Genomic DNA, 16,400 nt, shown 5'->3' on the forward strand with positions numbered 1-16,400 from the left:
TACTGGTTTTAGCGCCCGTTGAGCCGGGCATGGTAAAACGGGCGGCAAGTTTACCACAGCCTCGGGCCTTACGGGGTAGGGCTGAGGTCAATTCGCTGATGTTCGTTACGCTACCGCTCTGGAGTTGGAGATGGAGCGGCTCATCAACAGGATCGGAACAATGCCGGCGACCACAATAATCAGGGCTGGCAGAGCGCTGTGATAAAGGCGTTCGTCCGAGGCGAACTGGTACACGTAAGTTGCCAGGGTTTCGAAGTTGAAAGGCCTGAGGATCAGGGTGGCTGGCAATTCCTTCATGCAGTCCACGAACACTACCAGGGCTGCGGTCAGCAAGGTGCCGCGCAGCATGGGCAGGTGCACCCGGACCAGGGTTTTGCCCGGCGAGTGTCCCAGCGAACGTGACGCCATATCCATGCTCGGGGTGATTTTCTGCAGCGCGCTTTCGACACTGCCGGCCGACACGGCAAGAAAACGGACCGTGTAAGCGAAGACCAGGGCAAAGGCGGTCCCGCTCAGCAGGAGGCCGGTGCTGATACCGAGCGTATCGCGCATCAGTGAATCCAGCCAGTTGTCAAACCCGGCCAGGGGCACGATCACACCGACCGCCAGCACCGCGCCGGGCATGGCATACCCGAGGCTCGACAGGCGCAGCAGTACCTGCATGCCCCGGGTATTATGGAGCCGGCGACTGTAGGCCAGGGTGACGCCAATGGCCAGCGTGGTCAGTGCTGCCGTTCCGGACAGGAACAGGCTGTTCAGGGTGTTCTGCACGAACTCCGGGTTCCAGCTCTGTTCAAAATACTCCCAGGCGTAGTAGCCCAGGGTGGCACCGGGAATGAGGAAGCCAAAGATCAGCGGCACCGCGCACACGGCCAGGCAGACCATCTGTCTGGGAAAAGACATCGTGAAACGCTGGATCGGGTCCCGGCTGTCCCGGGCGGCGTACTGCTCTTGCCGGCGTCTGGAGTAGCGTTCCAGAGTGACCAGAATCACCACGAACATCAGCATGGTGGTTGCGATCTGGGCCGCGCCCCCGAGGTTGCCAAGGTTCATCCAGGTGTCGAACAGCCCGCGGGTCAGCGTCTGGACGGCAAAGAAGTCAACGGTGCCAAAGTCATTCAGGGTTTCCATCAGGACCAGCGAGAGCCCCACGGCAATGGCGGGGCGGGCGATTGGCAGGACCACCCGGAAAAACGTACTGAGGGCCGAATGGCCCAGGCTGCGGCTGACGGCAAACAGCGAGGGCGACTGCTCCAGGAATGCCGCCCGGGCCAGCAGATAGACATAGGGGTACAGCACCAGGCCGATCATCAGGATGGCGCCTTCCAGGCTCCGGATCTCCGGAAACCAGTACTCGCTGGCATTGGCCCAGCCAAACCAGTCCCGCAGGGCAACCTGAACCGGGCCGGCATAGTCGAGCAGGCTGGTGTAGACATAGGCGATGACATACGCCGGTACCGCAAAAGGCAGCAGCAGTGCCCACTCGAAAAATTTGCGCCCGGGAAAGTCACACATGGTGACAGTCCAGGCAGTGGCCAGACCAATAACCAGGGTGAGAATGCCCACGCCCAGCATCAACTTCAGTGTGGTGGTCAGGTAGCGGGGCAGGGTGGTGTCGATCAGGTGCGGCCAGACATTCTCTTCAGGGAACAGGGCGAGAAACAGCACCGAGAGAACAGGAAGGGCAACGATGGCGGTGGTAATGATGGCGCTGATCAGCCAGCGTTTGGAGGTGCGTTTCGCCAACAGTGGTTGAGATAGCCCCGGGTTGGCGCTGCTAACGACCTCGGTCATGGTGTTCCTGTTCTGAATTTGAAGATGAGAAGGGTTGCGATTCTAGATTCTGGCAAGGCTCCCTGCAATGATCCGGATCAGGAACTTTCCGGAGGAAAAGAGCTAAAGCAGGGGGCCGGCGTCCGGCCCCCGCAGTGGAAGCGACGGATCAGCCGTCGTAATCCACCCGATCAACCAGTTTGACGGCGGCCTCACGGTGATTGGCGATTTCCTGCAGAGACAGGTCGTCAGGATGGATCTCACCCCATTCCGCTACCAGGCCGGTCGGTTTGACGCCCGGGTTGGCCGGGTACTCGGTGTTGGCCTCGGCGTAGATACGCTGGGCTTCCGGTGAGGTCAGAAACTCCATCAGTGCGATCGCCTCATCACGGTTGGGCGCGCTCTTGGTCAGGGAAATGCTGCTGATGTTCACGTGGGTCCCGCGGCCGTCAGCGTTCGGGAAGATCAGGTTGACCTTCTCGGCGGCCGGACGCTGATTTTCGTCCATCAGCATATTGCCGTAGTAGTAGCTGTTACCGATGGCTACGTCGCAGACGCCTTCGGCAATGGCCTTGATCTGGTCCCGGTCACCGCCCTGGGGTTTGCGCGCGAGGTTGTCCTTCAGGCCGCGCAGCCACTCTTCGGTTTCGGCTTCGCCGTGGTGGGCAATCATCGAGGAGATCAGGGCAATATTGTACGGGTGCTTGCCGCTGCGGGTGCAGATGCGGTCATTCCACTTATCGTCGGCGAGTTGCTCATAAGTGGTGATCTCGCCTTCCTCAACCCGCTCCTTGGAGACGTAGATAAGGCGGCCACGGGTGGTCAGCGCGTACCATTTGCCTTCCGGATGGTGGAGGTTTTCAGGGATATTGCCGGTCAGGGTATCGGTTTTGACGCCGGCAACCAGGTCCCGTTCGACCAGTTCATTGACCCGGGAAATATCCACGGTCATCACCACGTCCGCCGGGCTGTTTCGACCCTCCCGCTCCAGTCGTTCTGCCAGCCCCTGTTTGGCAAAGACCACATTGGTTTCAATGCCGGTTTCTTTTTCAAAGGCGTTGAGCAGTGGCTCCAGCAGGTAGGCCTGGCGATAGGAGTAGATGTTGACTTCGCCATCGGCGGAAGCGCTAAGGGGCATGGCGGTCAGTGCCATGGCGGCAGCAGCGGCAATTTTCATGCGCATGGTGCGTGTCCTCACTGTTGGCTTTTCCCTGCAGATCGGTATTGCAGGAAGTTAAAAACAGCAACTATTCTCATTAGTAATTGCCTTGCGGTCAATACTCACCGGAGTCCCCTGCTAAAAATATTGATATGCTGGCCGACAGATAATCATCACGGAAACCATCGGGATATCAGAATATGAGTGGAGCAGACCGGAGGCAGCATCTGCGGACCGCCATGAGTGCGACCATACGTCTGGTGCACGACGAACTGGGGGAGTTCACCTTTTCAACCGCCGATGTGTCGGATGGTGGTCTGTTCATTATCGTCGGTGACCAGGCGTTCGAACCTGCGATCGGGGATCTGGTGACGGTGCAGGTTCAGGGAATGCCGGTACCGGCTCCGATACTGGATATGAAGGTCGTTCGCCGCACCGATGACGGTCTGGGCCTGCGGTTTGAGCTGGACCCGGCGCAAGAGGGCGCAAGCTGACCCTGAATGCCCACCCGGTCACACTGCCCGTGTGATAGGTGTCACAATGCTACATTTCGTTGTTCTTTGATAGATTGCGTTACGCTATGTTGCTGTGTGGTATATTTTTCATACAGAACTGTAATGGCTTCTTGTGGTCCCTCTGGCAGACTGGTTCAGGTCAGATAATCCTGGAATCCGAGGTGCGTCGTGGGTGTTCGACAGCAGAAAATTGCGGTACATGATCTCGAGATCGGCATGTTTGTGTCCGATCTTGATCGGCCGTGGCATGAAACGCCGTTCCCGGTCCAGGGTTTTCACATTCGCTCCCAGGATGACGTCCAGGCTCTGGTGTCCCACTGCCGCTGGGTCATGATTGATGTGGCGGAGAGTCGTGGTTCTCTGTCCCAGGACCCGGTCGCTGGCCGCAATGGTGTTTTTTCCCAGCGTTCCGGGCGGCGCGGCCGGGGAAGGGAGGCGCTGGAGCTTCCGCCGCTTAGTATCCGCGAGCCGGTTGCCTATTCGGAGTCCCGGGTCCCGCTGCAGAAAGAGCTCAAAGCGTCGAAACGGCTGCTGGCTGACGCGGAGCAGGCACTGGGCCAGACCTTCAGGTCCCTTGATTCGGAACAGGGGCCGGATTTCCGCCCTGCGGCTGCGATCACGCGCAGAATGGCAGCCAGTGTGATTCGCCAGCCCAACGCATTGCTCTGGCTGAGCCGTACCCGCCAATACGACGATTTTGTCTACCGACATGCCCTGAACACCGCCGTGTGGGCGATGGTCTGCGGGCGCCAACTGGGGCTTAATGAAGAGCTGCTCAATCATCTGGGGATGGGATGCCTGTTGTCACAGGTCGGTAAGACGGCGCTGCCCAGAGAGTTGCTGGCCCGTGAGCATCAGTTGTCACCGGAGGACTTTGCGACCTATCGCGGGTACGTTGGGCGGGGTGTCGATATGCTTGCCCAATCGGGATTGCCGAGGGCGGTGATGACGGTTGTCCAGTACCACCGTGAGCGGCATAACGGATCGGGCTTTCCCAAGGGCGTTCGGGGTGACCGAATTCCTCTGCTGGCGAAAGTCGCCGGCATTGCCGAGTTTTTCGAATCCGTTATCACACCGAGAGGGGAGCATAAGCCGCTGACCCCTGCGCGCGCTGTTTCCATGCTTTATGAGATGCGCAATATCGAGTTTCAGGAGGACCTGGTGGAGAGCTTTATCCAGTCCATCGGCGTCTATCCCACCGGATCGCTGGTCGAGCTCTCGGATGGCCAGCGCGGCGTCGTGGTTTCACATTCGCCCGAGCGCCGGTTGATGCCCCGTGTGATGGTCATGCAGGGAGCAGATCGCCAGCCTCTTAAGGCCGCCCGGGTGATTGATCTGGTCCGTTTCAATCAATCCCGGGGCAGCGGTGACGCGCTGACCGTGCGTGATTGCCTTCCCTACGGAACTGACGGGCTGGACCCTGAACATTTCGATGTGACAGGCGGCGAATCCCGCTGGTCCCTGGGACGGCTTATCGGTCGCTGACGGACCCCGTGTTTTCTCTGCACCCCTTGAAATTCCCCACCTGCGCCGCAATTACTTAGCGCTCTACGTATATCGTCCGTCATCAGGGCGGGCGCCTCGTCTTTTCAATACGGTACGTTTTATGACCCACGCACTCGAAATCGAGGGGCTGACGAAGACCTATTCCGATGGTTTTCGGGCCCTCAGAGGGATCAATCTGAACGTCAGGGAAGGGGATTTTTTTGCCCTGCTGGGCCCCAATGGTGCCGGCAAGTCCACAACACTGGGGATCGTCTGTTCTCTGGTTAACAAGAGTGATGGCCGGGTATCGGTTTTCGGTCATGACATCGATACGGATCTGGCCGGTGCCAAGCTGAACCTGGGTGTTGTGCCCCAGGAATTCAATTTTAACCAGTTCGAGAAAGTGCTGGATATCGTGACCACCCAGGCCGGTTACTATGGAATCTCTCTGAAGAAAGCGCGCCAGTCTGCTGAAAAATATCTGAAAAAGCTTGGGTTGTGGGAGAAGCGGGATTCCCCCGCCCGGATGCTATCCGGGGGCATGAAGCGCCGCCTGATGATCGCCCGGGCGCTGGTGCATGAGCCCCGTCTGCTGATTCTGGATGAGCCGACGGCCGGGGTGGATATTGAACTCCGGCGCTCCATGTGGGATTTCCTCGAAGAAATGAACCGCCAGGGAACCACCATTATCCTGACCACCCATTACCTTGAGGAAGCCGAGGCCATGTGCCGTAACATCGCCATTATCGATCATGGCGAAATCATCCGGCACACCAGCAAGCGCGATCTGCTCAAGCAACTGAGCGTGGAGACCTTTCTGCTGGACACCGAAGAGCCACTGGAGTCAGCACCGAGCCTGGATGGATTCAACTGCAAACTGGACAGCGAAGGGAGCCTGGAGGTGGAGGTGTCCAAGGGCACCGGTCTCAATTCCCTGTTTATGGAACTGGAGAAGCAGGGGATCAAGGTTGTCAGCATGCGAACCAAGGCCAACCGGCTTGAAGAACTGTTTGTCCGCATGGTTGAAGACAATGCCCAGGATGCCGGCAAGGTCGGGGAGGTGATGGCATGAACCTGCAGGGACTCTGGGTTGCGTTCACCACTATCATCGTCCGGGAGGTCCGCCGGTTCACTCGGATCTGGCCACAGACGCTGCTGCCGCCAGCTGTGACAATGACCCTGTATTTCATCATTTTCGGTAACCTGATTGGCTCCCGGATTGGTGAAATGGGCGGGTACGACTACATGCAGTTTATCGTGCCGGGACTGATCATGATGTCGGTGATCACCAACTCCTATTCCAATGTGGTCTCTTCGTTCTTCTCAATGAAGTTCCAGCGCAGTATTGAGGAGTTGCTGGTGTCGCCGGTGCCCAACTGGATCATTCTGGCCGGGTATGTGGCTGGAGGGATGGCCCGTGGCCTGAGCATCGGCTTGATTGTGACCGTTGTGTCGCTGGCGTTCACGCACCTGTCGATCCACAACCTGCCGATGGTGGTGATCACGGTATTCCTGACCTCGGCGCTGTTCTCCCTGGGTGGCTTTATCAATGCCATGCTGGCCACCAAGTTCGATGACATCTCCATCGTGCCCACATTTGTGCTGACACCGCTCACCTACCTGGGCGGCGTGTTTTACAGCATCCAGTTGCTGCCGGATTTCTGGCAGGGTGTCTCTATGGCCAACCCGATTCTGTATATGGTGAACGGGTTCCGCTACGGGATCCTGGGAGTCTCTGACGTTAATCCTTTCGTATCTCTTGGTATGATTCTGGTTTTCATTACCATCCTCACGGCCATCTCCCTTCGGATGCTGGCCCGGGGTAAGGGTATTCGTCACTGACTTCGGATTTGCAGGAATCGTTTATGGCTTTGGAAAAAGCACCACTGGGTAAGGCCAGTGACTACCCGGATGAGTACGATCCGTCACTGCTGTTTCCCGTGCCGCGGGAGGAGAACCGTCGGCGCATCGGGTTGACGGATGGCCGCTGGCCCTGGTTTGGTGAGGATCTGTGGCAGGCCTGGGAGGTCTCCTGGCTCAGGCATGGCGGCGTTCCGGCTGTGGCCTGGGCGGAAATCCGGTTCCCGGCGGCGTCCCCGGCGATCATTGAGAGCAAGTCGCTCAAGCTGTACCTGAACTCGCTGAATCAGTCGGTGTTCTCATCGCCGGAACTGCTGCGGGAAACGATCGAGTCGGATCTCTCCACCGCCTGTGGCGCTGCTGTCCATGTCACAATGCGAAGCGTGGATGAGCCGTCACCCGCGGTGGGCCGGCCAGAGGGTTATGAGCTGATCGATAACGAGACCGTCAGTGATGTGGTCTACGAGTATGCCCCCGAGTCACTGACCACGGGCGATGAAGTGGTGACGGAGCAGTTGTGCTCCCACCTGCTTAAAAGCAATTGCCCGGTGACTGGCCAGCCTGACTGGGGAACCGTCCTGATCCGGTATTCCGGACCGAAAATCGACCGTGCCGGACTGCTGCGGTACATCGTTGGCTTTCGTCAGAAGCAGGATTTCCATGAGCACTGCGTGGAAACCCTGTTCACCGACCTGATGAGCCGATGCCAGCCACAGAGTCTGATGGTCTGTGCCCGTTACACTCGAAGGGGCGGGTTGGACATCAATCCCTGGCGAAGCACCAGTGCCGATGATGGGCCGGGGCCACGTCTTACGCGGCAGTAACTGCCGCGCGGTTTATCGTGCAAAGGGGAGAGCCTATGAGTTCCATTACCCGTTTTCTGCTGGACCGGTCATCCGAGACCCGGCTGGAAGGCCCGGCTCCCGGCTGGAATGAGCTTGAGCAGGCGTTCCGCTGTGCCGCCAGGGCGCCGGACCACGCCTTACTGCGGCCCTGGCGATACCTCGTGGTGGAAGGTGAAAAACGGGCGGCTCTGGGCGAGTTGTTCGCCCAGGCCTGCGGCCCCGACGCCTCGGATAAGGAAAGGGAAAAAGCCCGCAACGCGCCCTTCAGGGCGCCGATGGTCATTGTCGGCATCGCCAGCCCCTCGGTACACCCGAAAGTACCGGAGGTGGAGCAGGTTCTGTCAGCAGGCAGTGGCCTGATGCTGCTTTCGCTGGCGCTGAATGACGCGGGTTATGGAACTATGTGGCGCACGGGCGCAGTAGCCTACTCTGAAGCTGTCAAAACCGGTCTAGGACTGGCTGAAACAGAAAGCATTGTCGGTTTTCTCTACACGGGGTCGGTCGCCATGGAAAAGCCGGCCGTACCACGGCCTGAGCCAGGCGAATTCGTAGCCTGGTGGCCGGGGGACGAATAGGCGGGGAAAGCTCTTGCCGCTCCCGCGCGGCCCCGTCATTTCTGTGCCGCCTGTTTATTGAACAAACCCTCCCTGAGCCCGCATCACTGCGGGCTTTTTCTATTCTGGCACTGTCCTTGCATTTTCTCTGGCAGAACGCAAAAGCGGCAAAACCGGGCCAACCCCCGGTGCCCTTGCAGATTTCCGGAGGCAGTGATGGCAATTTCATTCGACAACGCACTGGGCGTACATGAGCAGGCGCTGCAGGCCCGTGTTAAACGCGCCGAAGTGCTGGCCAACAACCTGGCCAACGCAGATACCCCGGGCTTCAAGGCCCGTGATATCGATTTCCAGGCAATGATGCAGAAGGCCCAGCAGGAGCAGTCCGGTTTCGAGATGAGCCGGACCAACAGTGGTCATATGGATGCATCAAGCCCGGGTGCTGATGGCGAGTTGCTGTATCGCACTCCGAACCAGCCCTCTATTGATGGCAACACCGTGGAGACCCAGGCTGAACAGAGCCGGTTCATGCGCAACGCGATGGATTATCAGGCCAGTTTCCAGTTTCTGAGCAGCAAGTTTTCCGGGCTGACCAAGGCGCTGAAAGGCGAGTAAGTCACGGACCACTGATTTCCAGAGGAGAGTGTCATGTCACTGGGTAATATTTTCGACATCGCGGGTTCCGGCATGACTGCGCAGTCTCTGCGCCTGAATACCACCGCCTCAAACATTGCCAACGCGGAAACCGCCAGTTCCAGCGTTGAAGGTACTTACCGGGCGCGCAAGCCGGTGTTTGCCGCCATTCAGCAGTCGATGCTGAATCCGGGTCAGCAGGGCTTCCCGACCACCGGAAGCCAGGAGCAGGGTACCGGCGTGCGTGTTGAAGGCATCGTGGAGAGCGACGCCGAGCTTCAGATGCGTTACCAGCCGGAGCATCCGGCTGCCAATGAAGATGGCTACGTGTATTACCCGAATGTGAACGTGGTGGAAGAGATGGCCGACATGATGTCGTCATCCAGAAGCTTCCAGATGAATGTGGACGTGATGAACACCACCAAGTCCATGATGCAGCGAATTCTGACACTGGGTCAGCAGTAACAGGTTAGGAGACAGACATGAGCGCAGTGAATTCCTCAGCAGCCTCGGACGTACTGAGCCAGTATCAGATCCAGCAGGAAAAACAGTCTGGCGGCAGTAATGAGCTGGGCAGAGATGCCTTCATGGAGTTGATGCTGGCCCAGATGAAAAACCAGGACCCGCTCAAGCCCCAGGAGAACGGGGACTTTGTGGCCCAGCTGGCGCAGTTCAGCTCGCTTGAACAAATGGAGAACCTGTCCGGCACGGTCGACGATGTTGCCAGTCAGTTCCGGTCCAGCCAGGCGCTGCAGGCCTCTGCCATGGTTGGCAAGAGTGTGCTGGCCCCCTCCAACGTCGGCATCCTTGGCAGTGACGGCCAACTGTCCGGCACGGTCGAAGTGCCGGCCTCCACCGGTGGCCTCCGGGTATCGGTAATGAATCAGTCCGGGGAACTGGTGCGCCAGATCGATATGGGCAGCAGTGAAGCCGGCATTGCTTCATTCGAATGGGATGGCAAGGACGGCAACGGCAATTCCTTGCCGCCGGGGGCGTATGTGATCAAAGCGGAGGGCTCCTATCCCTCCGGCACGGAGCAGCTTTCAACCATGGTCAGTGCGAACGTGGACAGTGTGTCGCTGGGGCAGGGTGGATCCATCACCCTGAACCTGGCTGGCCTGGGGTCCCTGCCGCTTTCCGAAGTTAAACAGATTAATTGAACCGGTGTCAGACCAGGAGGTAACACGTCATGGCATTTAATACAGGGTTAAGTGGTCTTCGGGCCGCCCAGGTGGATCTGGACGTCACCGGTAACAACATCGCCAACGCCAGTACCGTGGGCTTCAAAAGCAGCCGCGCCCAGTTTGGTGATCTCTACGCCAACGGTTTCCTGAGCTCCGGTAGCAACCCGGTTGGTGACGGCGTCACCGTTCAGGATATCCAGCAGCAGTTCGGCCAGGGCAACATCAGTTTCACCGACAACGGCCTGGATATGGCCATTGATGGTGACGGGTTCTTTGTATTGAGTGATGGTGGTGAGACCCGTTATTCAAGGGCCGGTGAGTTCGGTATCGATAAAGACGGTTTCGTGGTGAACAACCAGAACATGAAGGTTCAGGGGTACCAGGCCGATGCCGACGGCAATATCTCCGGCGTGCGTGGGGACATGCAGATCCAGACCGATAATCTGGCGCCCCGTCGGACTACCAATTTGCTTACGGATGTGAATCTGGATTCTAGAGAGTCGGTCCTCGAACAAAGGATCCGTAGTTGGGATGACTTGACAGTCGACCAGTTTGCTGATGGGGAAAGCATTACCTTTGATGTTAACGGCCAGCTTAATGAAGTGACCTTTGATTCGACGGATTCGGTCGATGACATTGTCAATAAGCTCCAATCGGTTTCTGGTGTGAACGCGTCTGCATCCACCTCCTTTGCTGTTGGAGATATGGCAGGCGCCGATTTTGGGTCTTTCGAGCTCTACGTTGGTGATGAGACCAGCCCGAGAGCTATTGATCTGGACGGTGTTAGTGACGTTGACGAGTTGGCGGCTAAAATCCGCCAACAAAGCGATAACTCCATCTCCGCAGATGTTACCGACGGTGGTGAACTGGTTATTACTCACAATTCTGGTGAGAGCCTGAACGTACAGTATGACGATACAGGGGGCACTCCGGTTTTTGATGAAACTGAACAGGGTGTGGTGTCAATAACTACGGACCGGAGCGTTACCGACATGGAGTCTTCGGTAACGGCCATTGAAGATGCCTATGTTGGTGGTGATGTTGAACCGGTCAACGCGTTCAACCCTGAGGATCAGCGCACCTATAACCATGCCACCTCCACAACCATTTACGACAGCCTGGGTAATTCCCACGAACTGACGCAGTTTTTCGTGAAAGAGCCTTCCCCTGGTAACGGTGTAGGTGAAAGTCAGTGGTCAGTGTATATGGAAATTGATGGTGAGTTGGTGGGTGGGACCGATGAGGATCCGTACACCGCAACCTTCAGTGAGAGTGGTGAGCTTAAATCAATCCGGGATCAGAACGGAGATGTTTCCTCGTTGGGCGAAATTGTCATTGATGACTGGGTGCCCAAAGACCCTAATGGCGACCCCAATGGTGCAGAAGGTCCTCCTGCTCTGGGTCCGGGTGAAGAAGTGCCTTCACCTATTCCGGAGGATGGAGAATATGGCTCCGCTTTCGTTGTTGATCTAAGTGATTCGACCCAATATGGCGCCGCCTTTGGTGTGAACGATCAGCAACAAAACGGCTACACGACCGGCCGATTGTCTGGTCTGGATGTGTCCGATGAGGGCGTCATCTTTGCCCGCTACACCAATGGTCAGTCCAACGAGCTGGGCCAGGTGGCCCTGGCGACTTTCCAGAACACCGACGGTCTGTCGCCGGTAGGCGATACCGCCTGGGTGGAAACCTTTGAGTCTGGCCAGCCGGTTATCGGCAAGCCAGGCACCGGAACCCTGGGCTCTATTGCGGCCAGTTCCGTGGAAGAGTCGAATGTGGACCTCTCCGAAGAGCTGGTCAACCTGATCATTGCCCAGCGCAACTACCAGGCCAATGCCAAGACCATTGAAACCTCCGATGCAGTCACCCAGACCATCATCAACCTCCGCTAATAACCCCTCCATGTGAACATGGCACGACTCCTGCAAGAAGACTGGAAACAGTCAAAATTCCGGCAGGAGTTTGCCCATGGACAAAGCTCTCTACATTGGGATGTCTGGCGCCAAGCAGAACATGATGGCCCAGCGTGCCCATGCCAATAACCTGGCGAACGTCAGCACCACCGGCTTCAAGAAGGATTTTGCCCAGGCCCGCAGTATGCCGGTGTTCGGCGAGCACCATCCCACACGCGCCTACGCCATGACCGAGCGCCCCGGCACCGATCTGTCCGCCGGTGCGCTTATGGAAACCGGCCGCAAGCTGGATGTAGCGATGGAAGGTGATGGCTGGCTGGCCGTACAGAACAACCAGGGCGAGGAAGTCTTTACCCGCAGCGGCAGCCTGCAGATGGATGTCAACGGCATGCTTCGCCTCGCCAGTGGCGAGATGGTGATGGGTAACGGTGGCCCGGTGGCGCTGCCGCCCTATGACAACGTCCAGATCGGCGCCGACGGCACCATCTCCATCGTGCCGGTGGGTGGCCCTCCGGATCAGTTGGTGGAAGTGGATCGCCTGAAACTGGTGAACCCGCCGGCGGATGCGCTGGAGAAAGGGCTGGACGGCTTTATGCGCCGCAAACCCGATCAGGCGATTGATGGCGGTGAGCCGCCGGATGCCAACATGCGTGTGGCGACCGGGTTTCTGGAAAGCTCCAACGTCAATGCGGTGGAAGAAATGATTTCAAACCTTCAACTGTCCCGTCAGTACGAGATGCAGGTGAAGGTGATGTCCACCGCGAATCAGAATTCCGAGGCGGCGGCACGACTGTTGCAGAACCTCTGATAACACAGGTCCAGACAGGCCGGCTGCCTGACAAGCGGCAAAGATTCGCCGCAGCAGGGGCAGAAGGCAAGGAGTAAGACAATGCATCCAGCACTTTGGGTCAGTAAAACCGGGTTGAGTGCCCAGGACACCAAGATGTCCACCATCTCAAACAACCTGGCAAACGTGAACACCACCGGCTTCAAGCGGGATCGGGCGGTGTTCCAGGATCTGCTGTATCAGATCAACCGTCAGCCTGGCGGCATGAGTACCGAGAACACTGAAGTGCCTTCGGGGCTTCAGCTGGGTACCGGTGTCCGTGTCGTCGGAACCGCCAAGCAGTTCACCCAGGGCAATCTGCAGATCACCGAACAGCCCCTGGATATGGCCGTGGATGGTCGGGGGTTCTTCCAGATCGAAATGCCGGATGGCCAGATTGCCTACACCCGCGATGGTCAGTTCCAGCTAAATGCGGATGGCGATGTGGTGACCCCGGATGGATATCCGCTCGAGCCCAACATCAACGTGCCGGAGAACGCCACCAATATCACCATCGGCGGTGATGGCACCGTGACCGCGGTCGTGGATGATCAGTCGGCACCGGTCAACCTTGGGCAGGTGACCCTGGTGGATTTCATCAATCCACAGGGGCTGCAGGCCATTGGCAACAACCTGTTCAAGGCCACCAACTCCAGCGGTGATCCGGCCGAAGGGGAACCGGGACTGGCCGGCCTGGGCAGCATTGAACAGGGCACCATTGAATCATCCAACGTGGAAGTGGTGGAAGAGCTGGTGAATATGATCACCACCCAGCGGGCCTATGAAATGAACTCAAAGGTCGTGTCCACGACCGACCAGATGCTGCAGTTCATTACCAACAACATCGGATAAGCCATGAAACGCCTTCTTCAAACCATCATCGCTGAACGACGCGCCACCCTGGCACTGGTTGGGGTGATGGCCCTGTTGCAGGGCTGCACGGCGCTGAACCGGGAGCGTCCGGAGCCGGGCGATCCGGCCTATGCGCCGGTGCGGGCACAGTCCATGATGCAGCGTGACCCGGATTCCGGCGCTATCTTCCAGGTGTCCCGGAACTACAACCTCTACGGTGACACCAAGGCGCTGAACGTCGGTGACATCCTGACCATCGAGCTGCAGGAATCCACCAGCGCCAGCAAAAACGCCGAGACCAGCATCACCAAAGACAATGAAATCGGGATTCCCGAGCCGAGTATCTTTGGCAAGGCCAACATCGGCCTGAATGCCTCCGCCAACTTCGAGCGGGATTTCGAAGGCACGGCGGAAGCGGACCAGAGTAATAGTCTGGCCGGCAGCATCACCGTGACCGTGGTAGAAGTGCTGCCCAACGGCGTACTACGCGTACGCGGCGAGAAATGGCTGTCGCTGACGAACGGCGACGAGTATATCCGCATGACCGGACTGGTCCGGCCCCAGGATATCCAGCCCAACAACGTGGTGGCTTCCAACCGGATCGCCGATGCACGCTTTGCCTATGGCGGCACCGGTGACTTTGACCAGGCCAACCAGATGGGTTGGCTGGGGCGCTTCTTCAACAGTGAGTGGTGGCCGCTATGATCCGCAGATTCCTTGCCCTTTGCGTAATGCTGGCGGTGTGCGCCGCACCGGTTATGGCTGATCGTCTGAAAGACATGGCCAAGGTCAAGGGTGTGCGTAACAACCAACTGGTCGGGTACGGCCTGGTGGTGGGCCTGGATGGCACCGGCGACAGCGCGCCTTTTACCAACCAGACCTTCCGCAACATGATGAACCAGTTCGGCATTACCCTGCCGGAGGGCGTAAACCCGAACCTGGCCAATGTTGCCGCCGTGACCGTCAGTGCGACCCTGCCGGCATTTGCCAAGTCCGGACAGGAAATCGACATTACGGTCTCTTCCATGGGCAACGCCGACAGCCTGCGCGGCGGCACCCTGCTGATGACACCACTGAAAGGCGCGGATGGCCAGATATACGCCATGGCCCAGGGCAGCCTGGTGGTTGGCGGGTTTGGTGCCGGCGGACAGGATGGCTCCCGGATCACGGTCAACGTGCCCAGTGTCGGCCGTATTCCCAATGGCGCGACCATTGAGCGCGAGGTGGAATCCCCGTTCACTCGTGGCGATACCATCACGTTTAACCTGATGAGCCCGGATTTCACCACTGCCCGTCGCGTGGTTGAGGCCATCAATGAGCGCCTGGGTCCGGATATGGCCTATGCCCACGATGCCACCTCGGTTTCCGTGCGCGCCCCAAGGGATCCTTCCCAGCGGGTGAGCTTCCTGTCGATTCTTGAAAACATCGAGGTGAATCCGGCGGAATCTTCCGCGCGGGTGGTGATCAACAGCCGTACCGGCACCATTGTGGTCGGCCAGAATGTGAAGGTCAGCCCGGCCGCTATTACCCATGGCAACCTGACCGTGACCATTCAGGAAAACCCGGAGGTTGAGCAGCCGAACCCGTTCACTGACGGTGAAACCGCCGTCGAGCCGAATACCCAGATTGCCGTCACCGAAGACCCGGCGCGCATGTTCCAGTTTGGCCCCGCCACCACCCTGAACGAGATCGTTCAGGCGGTGAATCAGGTGGGCGCGGCACCAGGGGATGTGATGGCGGTTCTGGAAGCCCTGAAACAGGCTGGCGCCCTTCGCGCCGAACTGATTGTGATCTAGGTGTGACCATGCAGGACTATCGTCTCCAACAGGCCCAGGTCTATACCGATCTTAACGGGCTGAACGCCATCAAAACCGAGGCTCGCACCGATAAGCGGGCAGCCCTCGAGCAGGTGGCCAAACAGTTCGAGAGTCTTTTCCTGCAGGAAATGCTGAAATCAATGCGCAAGGCCGGCGAGGTATTCGAGGAAGGCAACTACCTGAGCGGTGGCAATGAGAGCAAAACCTATCGGGATATGTTTGACAGTCAGATCAGTCTGAGCATGACCAGTGGCACTGGTACCGGCCTGGCTGAAGCGTTGGTCCGCCAATTGAGCCGCCAGATATCGGGCATGGACAGCAGCGGTGAGAAGCTGGCCGGCCACAAGTCCGATATTGCCGACTACGACCGCAGTCTGCCGGCCCTGTCGCGGGATCTGCCGCAACAGCTGGCGGAGGTGAAAGACCTGGCATCGGCCGTGGTGCCGGGTGACAGCGGTGGGGCAGGTGAATCCATGCCGGCCCGGTTCGAGTCTCCGGAGCATTTTGTCTCTGAGCTGATGCCGGTTGCCCAACAGGTTGCCCGGGAAAGCGGTGTTGATCCCCGTCTGATGGTGGCCCAGGCCGCTCTGGAAACCGGCTGGGGCCAGCATATGATCGAAGGGGATGCCAATGAACCGAGCTTCAACCTGTTTGGCATCAAGGCGGACAGCCGCTGGAGCGGTGAGGCGGTTCGCATCACCACCACCGAATTCCGGGACGGTGTTCCGATGAAGGAGCAGGCGGATTTCCGCGCCTATCCCGATTACGAGTCCAGTTTCCGGGACTATGTGAACTTCCTGAATGACAACCCGAGGTATCGGGATGTGTTGTCCTCTGCGGACAAGCCCGAGGAATTTGCCGAGAAACTTCAGGAAGCAGGATACGCTACGGACCCTGAGTATGGTTCCAAGATCCGCAGCATCATGAACCGCGACACGCTGATGAACCTGTCCATGCGTGACGCGGGTGTTGAGGAGTAACAGG

The 16,400-nt window shown here is 58.4% G+C and carries 17 protein-coding genes; 15 read left to right on the plus strand and 2 right to left on the minus strand.

From position 1 onward, the window contains the following. Positions 1 to 105 precede the first annotated feature (105 nt). The gene (locus HNR38_RS03985) at positions 106 to 1,794 is read right to left on the minus strand and encodes an ABC transporter permease (protein ID WP_183700033.1); all 1,689 of its coding nucleotides are present in this window, start codon (positions 1,792 to 1,794) and stop codon (positions 106 to 108) included. Positions 1,795 to 1,942: 148 nt separating this feature from the next. Continuing rightward, entirely contained in the window at positions 1,943 to 2,956 is a 1,014-nt protein-coding gene (locus HNR38_RS03990; RefSeq protein WP_183700035.1) for a Fe(3+) ABC transporter substrate-binding protein, read from the minus strand. 176 nt (positions 2,957 to 3,132) lie between these two features. Here HNR38_RS03990 and HNR38_RS03995 point away from each other — a divergent pair, with 176 nt between their 5' ends. The 15 genes from HNR38_RS03995 to flgJ all read left to right on the plus strand — a co-directional run bounded on the left by HNR38_RS03995 (position 3,133) and on the right by flgJ (position 16,396). Further along, positions 3,133 to 3,426 carry a PilZ domain-containing protein gene (locus HNR38_RS03995; RefSeq protein WP_183700037.1) on the plus strand — a complete coding sequence of 98 codons (294 nt, stop codon included), beginning with the start codon at positions 3,133 to 3,135 and terminating at the stop codon, positions 3,424 to 3,426. Positions 3,427 to 3,615: 189 nt separating this feature from the next. After that, positions 3,616 to 4,932 (plus strand): HD domain-containing phosphohydrolase, encoded by a 1,317-nt coding sequence (locus HNR38_RS17550; RefSeq protein WP_183700039.1) that lies wholly within the window; start codon positions 3,616 to 3,618, stop codon positions 4,930 to 4,932. 121 nt (positions 4,933 to 5,053) lie between these two features. Further along, positions 5,054 to 6,004 (plus strand): ABC transporter ATP-binding protein, encoded by a 951-nt coding sequence (locus HNR38_RS04005; RefSeq protein ID WP_183700041.1) that lies wholly within the window; start codon positions 5,054 to 5,056, stop codon positions 6,002 to 6,004. Continuing rightward, positions 6,001 to 6,774, plus strand: a complete 774-nt coding sequence (locus HNR38_RS04010) for an ABC transporter permease (protein WP_183700043.1) — start codon at positions 6,001 to 6,003, stop codon at positions 6,772 to 6,774. Before HNR38_RS04005 ends, HNR38_RS04010 begins: the two co-directional genes overlap by 4 nt. 23 nt (positions 6,775 to 6,797) lie before the next feature. Beyond that, a complete protein-coding gene (gene queF / locus HNR38_RS04015) occupies positions 6,798 to 7,616 on the plus strand; it encodes an NADPH-dependent 7-cyano-7-deazaguanine reductase QueF (RefSeq protein WP_183700045.1) in 819 nt (272 codons plus the stop codon). A gap of 35 nt (positions 7,617 to 7,651) precedes the next feature. Next, positions 7,652 to 8,212: a nitroreductase family protein gene (locus HNR38_RS04020; RefSeq protein WP_183700047.1), complete on the plus strand. Its 561-nt coding sequence runs from the start codon at positions 7,652 to 7,654 to the stop codon at positions 8,210 to 8,212. A gap of 195 nt (positions 8,213 to 8,407) precedes the next feature. Beyond that, the gene (gene flgB / locus HNR38_RS04025) at positions 8,408 to 8,806 is read left to right on the plus strand and encodes a flagellar basal body rod protein FlgB (RefSeq protein ID WP_183700049.1); all 399 of its coding nucleotides are present in this window, start codon (positions 8,408 to 8,410) and stop codon (positions 8,804 to 8,806) included. 33 nt (positions 8,807 to 8,839) lie between these two features. Further along, entirely contained in the window at positions 8,840 to 9,289 is a 450-nt protein-coding gene (flgC, locus tag HNR38_RS04030; protein ID WP_183700051.1) for a flagellar basal body rod protein FlgC, read from the plus strand. A gap of 17 nt (positions 9,290 to 9,306) precedes the next feature. Continuing rightward, the gene (locus HNR38_RS04035) at positions 9,307 to 9,984 is read left to right on the plus strand and encodes a flagellar hook assembly protein FlgD (protein ID WP_183700053.1); all 678 of its coding nucleotides are present in this window, start codon (positions 9,307 to 9,309) and stop codon (positions 9,982 to 9,984) included. A 29-nt stretch (positions 9,985 to 10,013) separates the two neighbouring features. Next, entirely contained in the window at positions 10,014 to 11,900 is a 1,887-nt protein-coding gene (locus tag HNR38_RS04040) for a flagellar hook protein FlgE (RefSeq protein ID WP_091705857.1), read from the plus strand. A gap of 76 nt (positions 11,901 to 11,976) precedes the next feature. Continuing rightward, positions 11,977 to 12,729, plus strand: a complete 753-nt coding sequence (locus HNR38_RS04045; RefSeq protein WP_183700055.1) for a flagellar basal body rod protein FlgF — start codon at positions 11,977 to 11,979, stop codon at positions 12,727 to 12,729. An 81-nt stretch (positions 12,730 to 12,810) separates the two neighbouring features. After that, positions 12,811 to 13,599, plus strand: coding sequence for a flagellar basal-body rod protein FlgG (gene flgG, locus HNR38_RS04050; protein ID WP_183700057.1), 789 nt, complete (start codon positions 12,811 to 12,813; stop codon positions 13,597 to 13,599). Between the two features lie 3 nt (positions 13,600 to 13,602). After that, positions 13,603 to 14,304: a flagellar basal body L-ring protein FlgH gene (flgH, locus tag HNR38_RS04055; protein WP_183700059.1), complete on the plus strand. Its 702-nt coding sequence runs from the start codon at positions 13,603 to 13,605 to the stop codon at positions 14,302 to 14,304. Further along, positions 14,301 to 15,395, plus strand: a complete 1,095-nt coding sequence (locus HNR38_RS04060) for a flagellar basal body P-ring protein FlgI (RefSeq protein WP_183700061.1) — start codon at positions 14,301 to 14,303, stop codon at positions 15,393 to 15,395. The genes flgH and HNR38_RS04060 overlap by 4 nt, the downstream gene beginning before the upstream one ends. A gap of 8 nt (positions 15,396 to 15,403) precedes the next feature. Beyond that, entirely contained in the window at positions 15,404 to 16,396 is a 993-nt protein-coding gene (gene flgJ, locus HNR38_RS04065; RefSeq protein WP_183700062.1) for a flagellar assembly peptidoglycan hydrolase FlgJ, read from the plus strand. The last annotated feature ends 4 nt before the right edge of the window (positions 16,397 to 16,400 follow it).

This window comes from Marinobacter oulmenensis (assembly GCF_014201735.1).
GTDB lineage: Bacteria > Pseudomonadota > Gammaproteobacteria > Pseudomonadales > Oleiphilaceae > Marinobacter > Marinobacter oulmenensis.

Bases quoted from the DNA above. Each gene is read 5' to 3' on its own strand.
- HNR38_RS03985 (WP_183700033.1), bottom strand. From the start codon at position 1,794: ATGACCGAGGTCGTTAGCAGCGCCAACCCGGGGCTATCTCAACCACTG.
- HNR38_RS03990 (WP_183700035.1), bottom strand. From the start codon at position 2,956: ATGCGCATGAAAATTGCCGCTGCTGCCGCCATGGCACTGACCGCCATG.
- HNR38_RS03995 (WP_183700037.1), top strand. From the start codon at position 3,133: ATGAGTGGAGCAGACCGGAGGCAGCATCTGCGGACCGCCATGAGTGCG.
- HNR38_RS04005 (WP_183700041.1), top strand. From the start codon at position 5,054: ATGACCCACGCACTCGAAATCGAGGGGCTGACGAAGACCTATTCCGAT.
- HNR38_RS04010 (WP_183700043.1), top strand. From the start codon at position 6,001: ATGAACCTGCAGGGACTCTGGGTTGCGTTCACCACTATCATCGTCCGG.
- queF (WP_183700045.1), top strand. From the start codon at position 6,798: ATGGCTTTGGAAAAAGCACCACTGGGTAAGGCCAGTGACTACCCGGAT.
- HNR38_RS04020 (WP_183700047.1), top strand. From the start codon at position 7,652: ATGAGTTCCATTACCCGTTTTCTGCTGGACCGGTCATCCGAGACCCGG.
- flgB (WP_183700049.1), top strand. From the start codon at position 8,408: ATGGCAATTTCATTCGACAACGCACTGGGCGTACATGAGCAGGCGCTG.
- flgC (WP_183700051.1), top strand. From the start codon at position 8,840: ATGTCACTGGGTAATATTTTCGACATCGCGGGTTCCGGCATGACTGCG.
- HNR38_RS04035 (WP_183700053.1), top strand. From the start codon at position 9,307: ATGAGCGCAGTGAATTCCTCAGCAGCCTCGGACGTACTGAGCCAGTAT.
- HNR38_RS04040 (WP_091705857.1), top strand. From the start codon at position 10,014: ATGGCATTTAATACAGGGTTAAGTGGTCTTCGGGCCGCCCAGGTGGAT.
- HNR38_RS04045 (WP_183700055.1), top strand. From the start codon at position 11,977: ATGGACAAAGCTCTCTACATTGGGATGTCTGGCGCCAAGCAGAACATG.
- flgG (WP_183700057.1), top strand. From the start codon at position 12,811: ATGCATCCAGCACTTTGGGTCAGTAAAACCGGGTTGAGTGCCCAGGAC.
- flgH (WP_183700059.1), top strand. From the start codon at position 13,603: ATGAAACGCCTTCTTCAAACCATCATCGCTGAACGACGCGCCACCCTG.
- HNR38_RS04060 (WP_183700061.1), top strand. From the start codon at position 14,301: ATGATCCGCAGATTCCTTGCCCTTTGCGTAATGCTGGCGGTGTGCGCC.
- flgJ (WP_183700062.1), top strand. From the start codon at position 15,404: ATGCAGGACTATCGTCTCCAACAGGCCCAGGTCTATACCGATCTTAAC.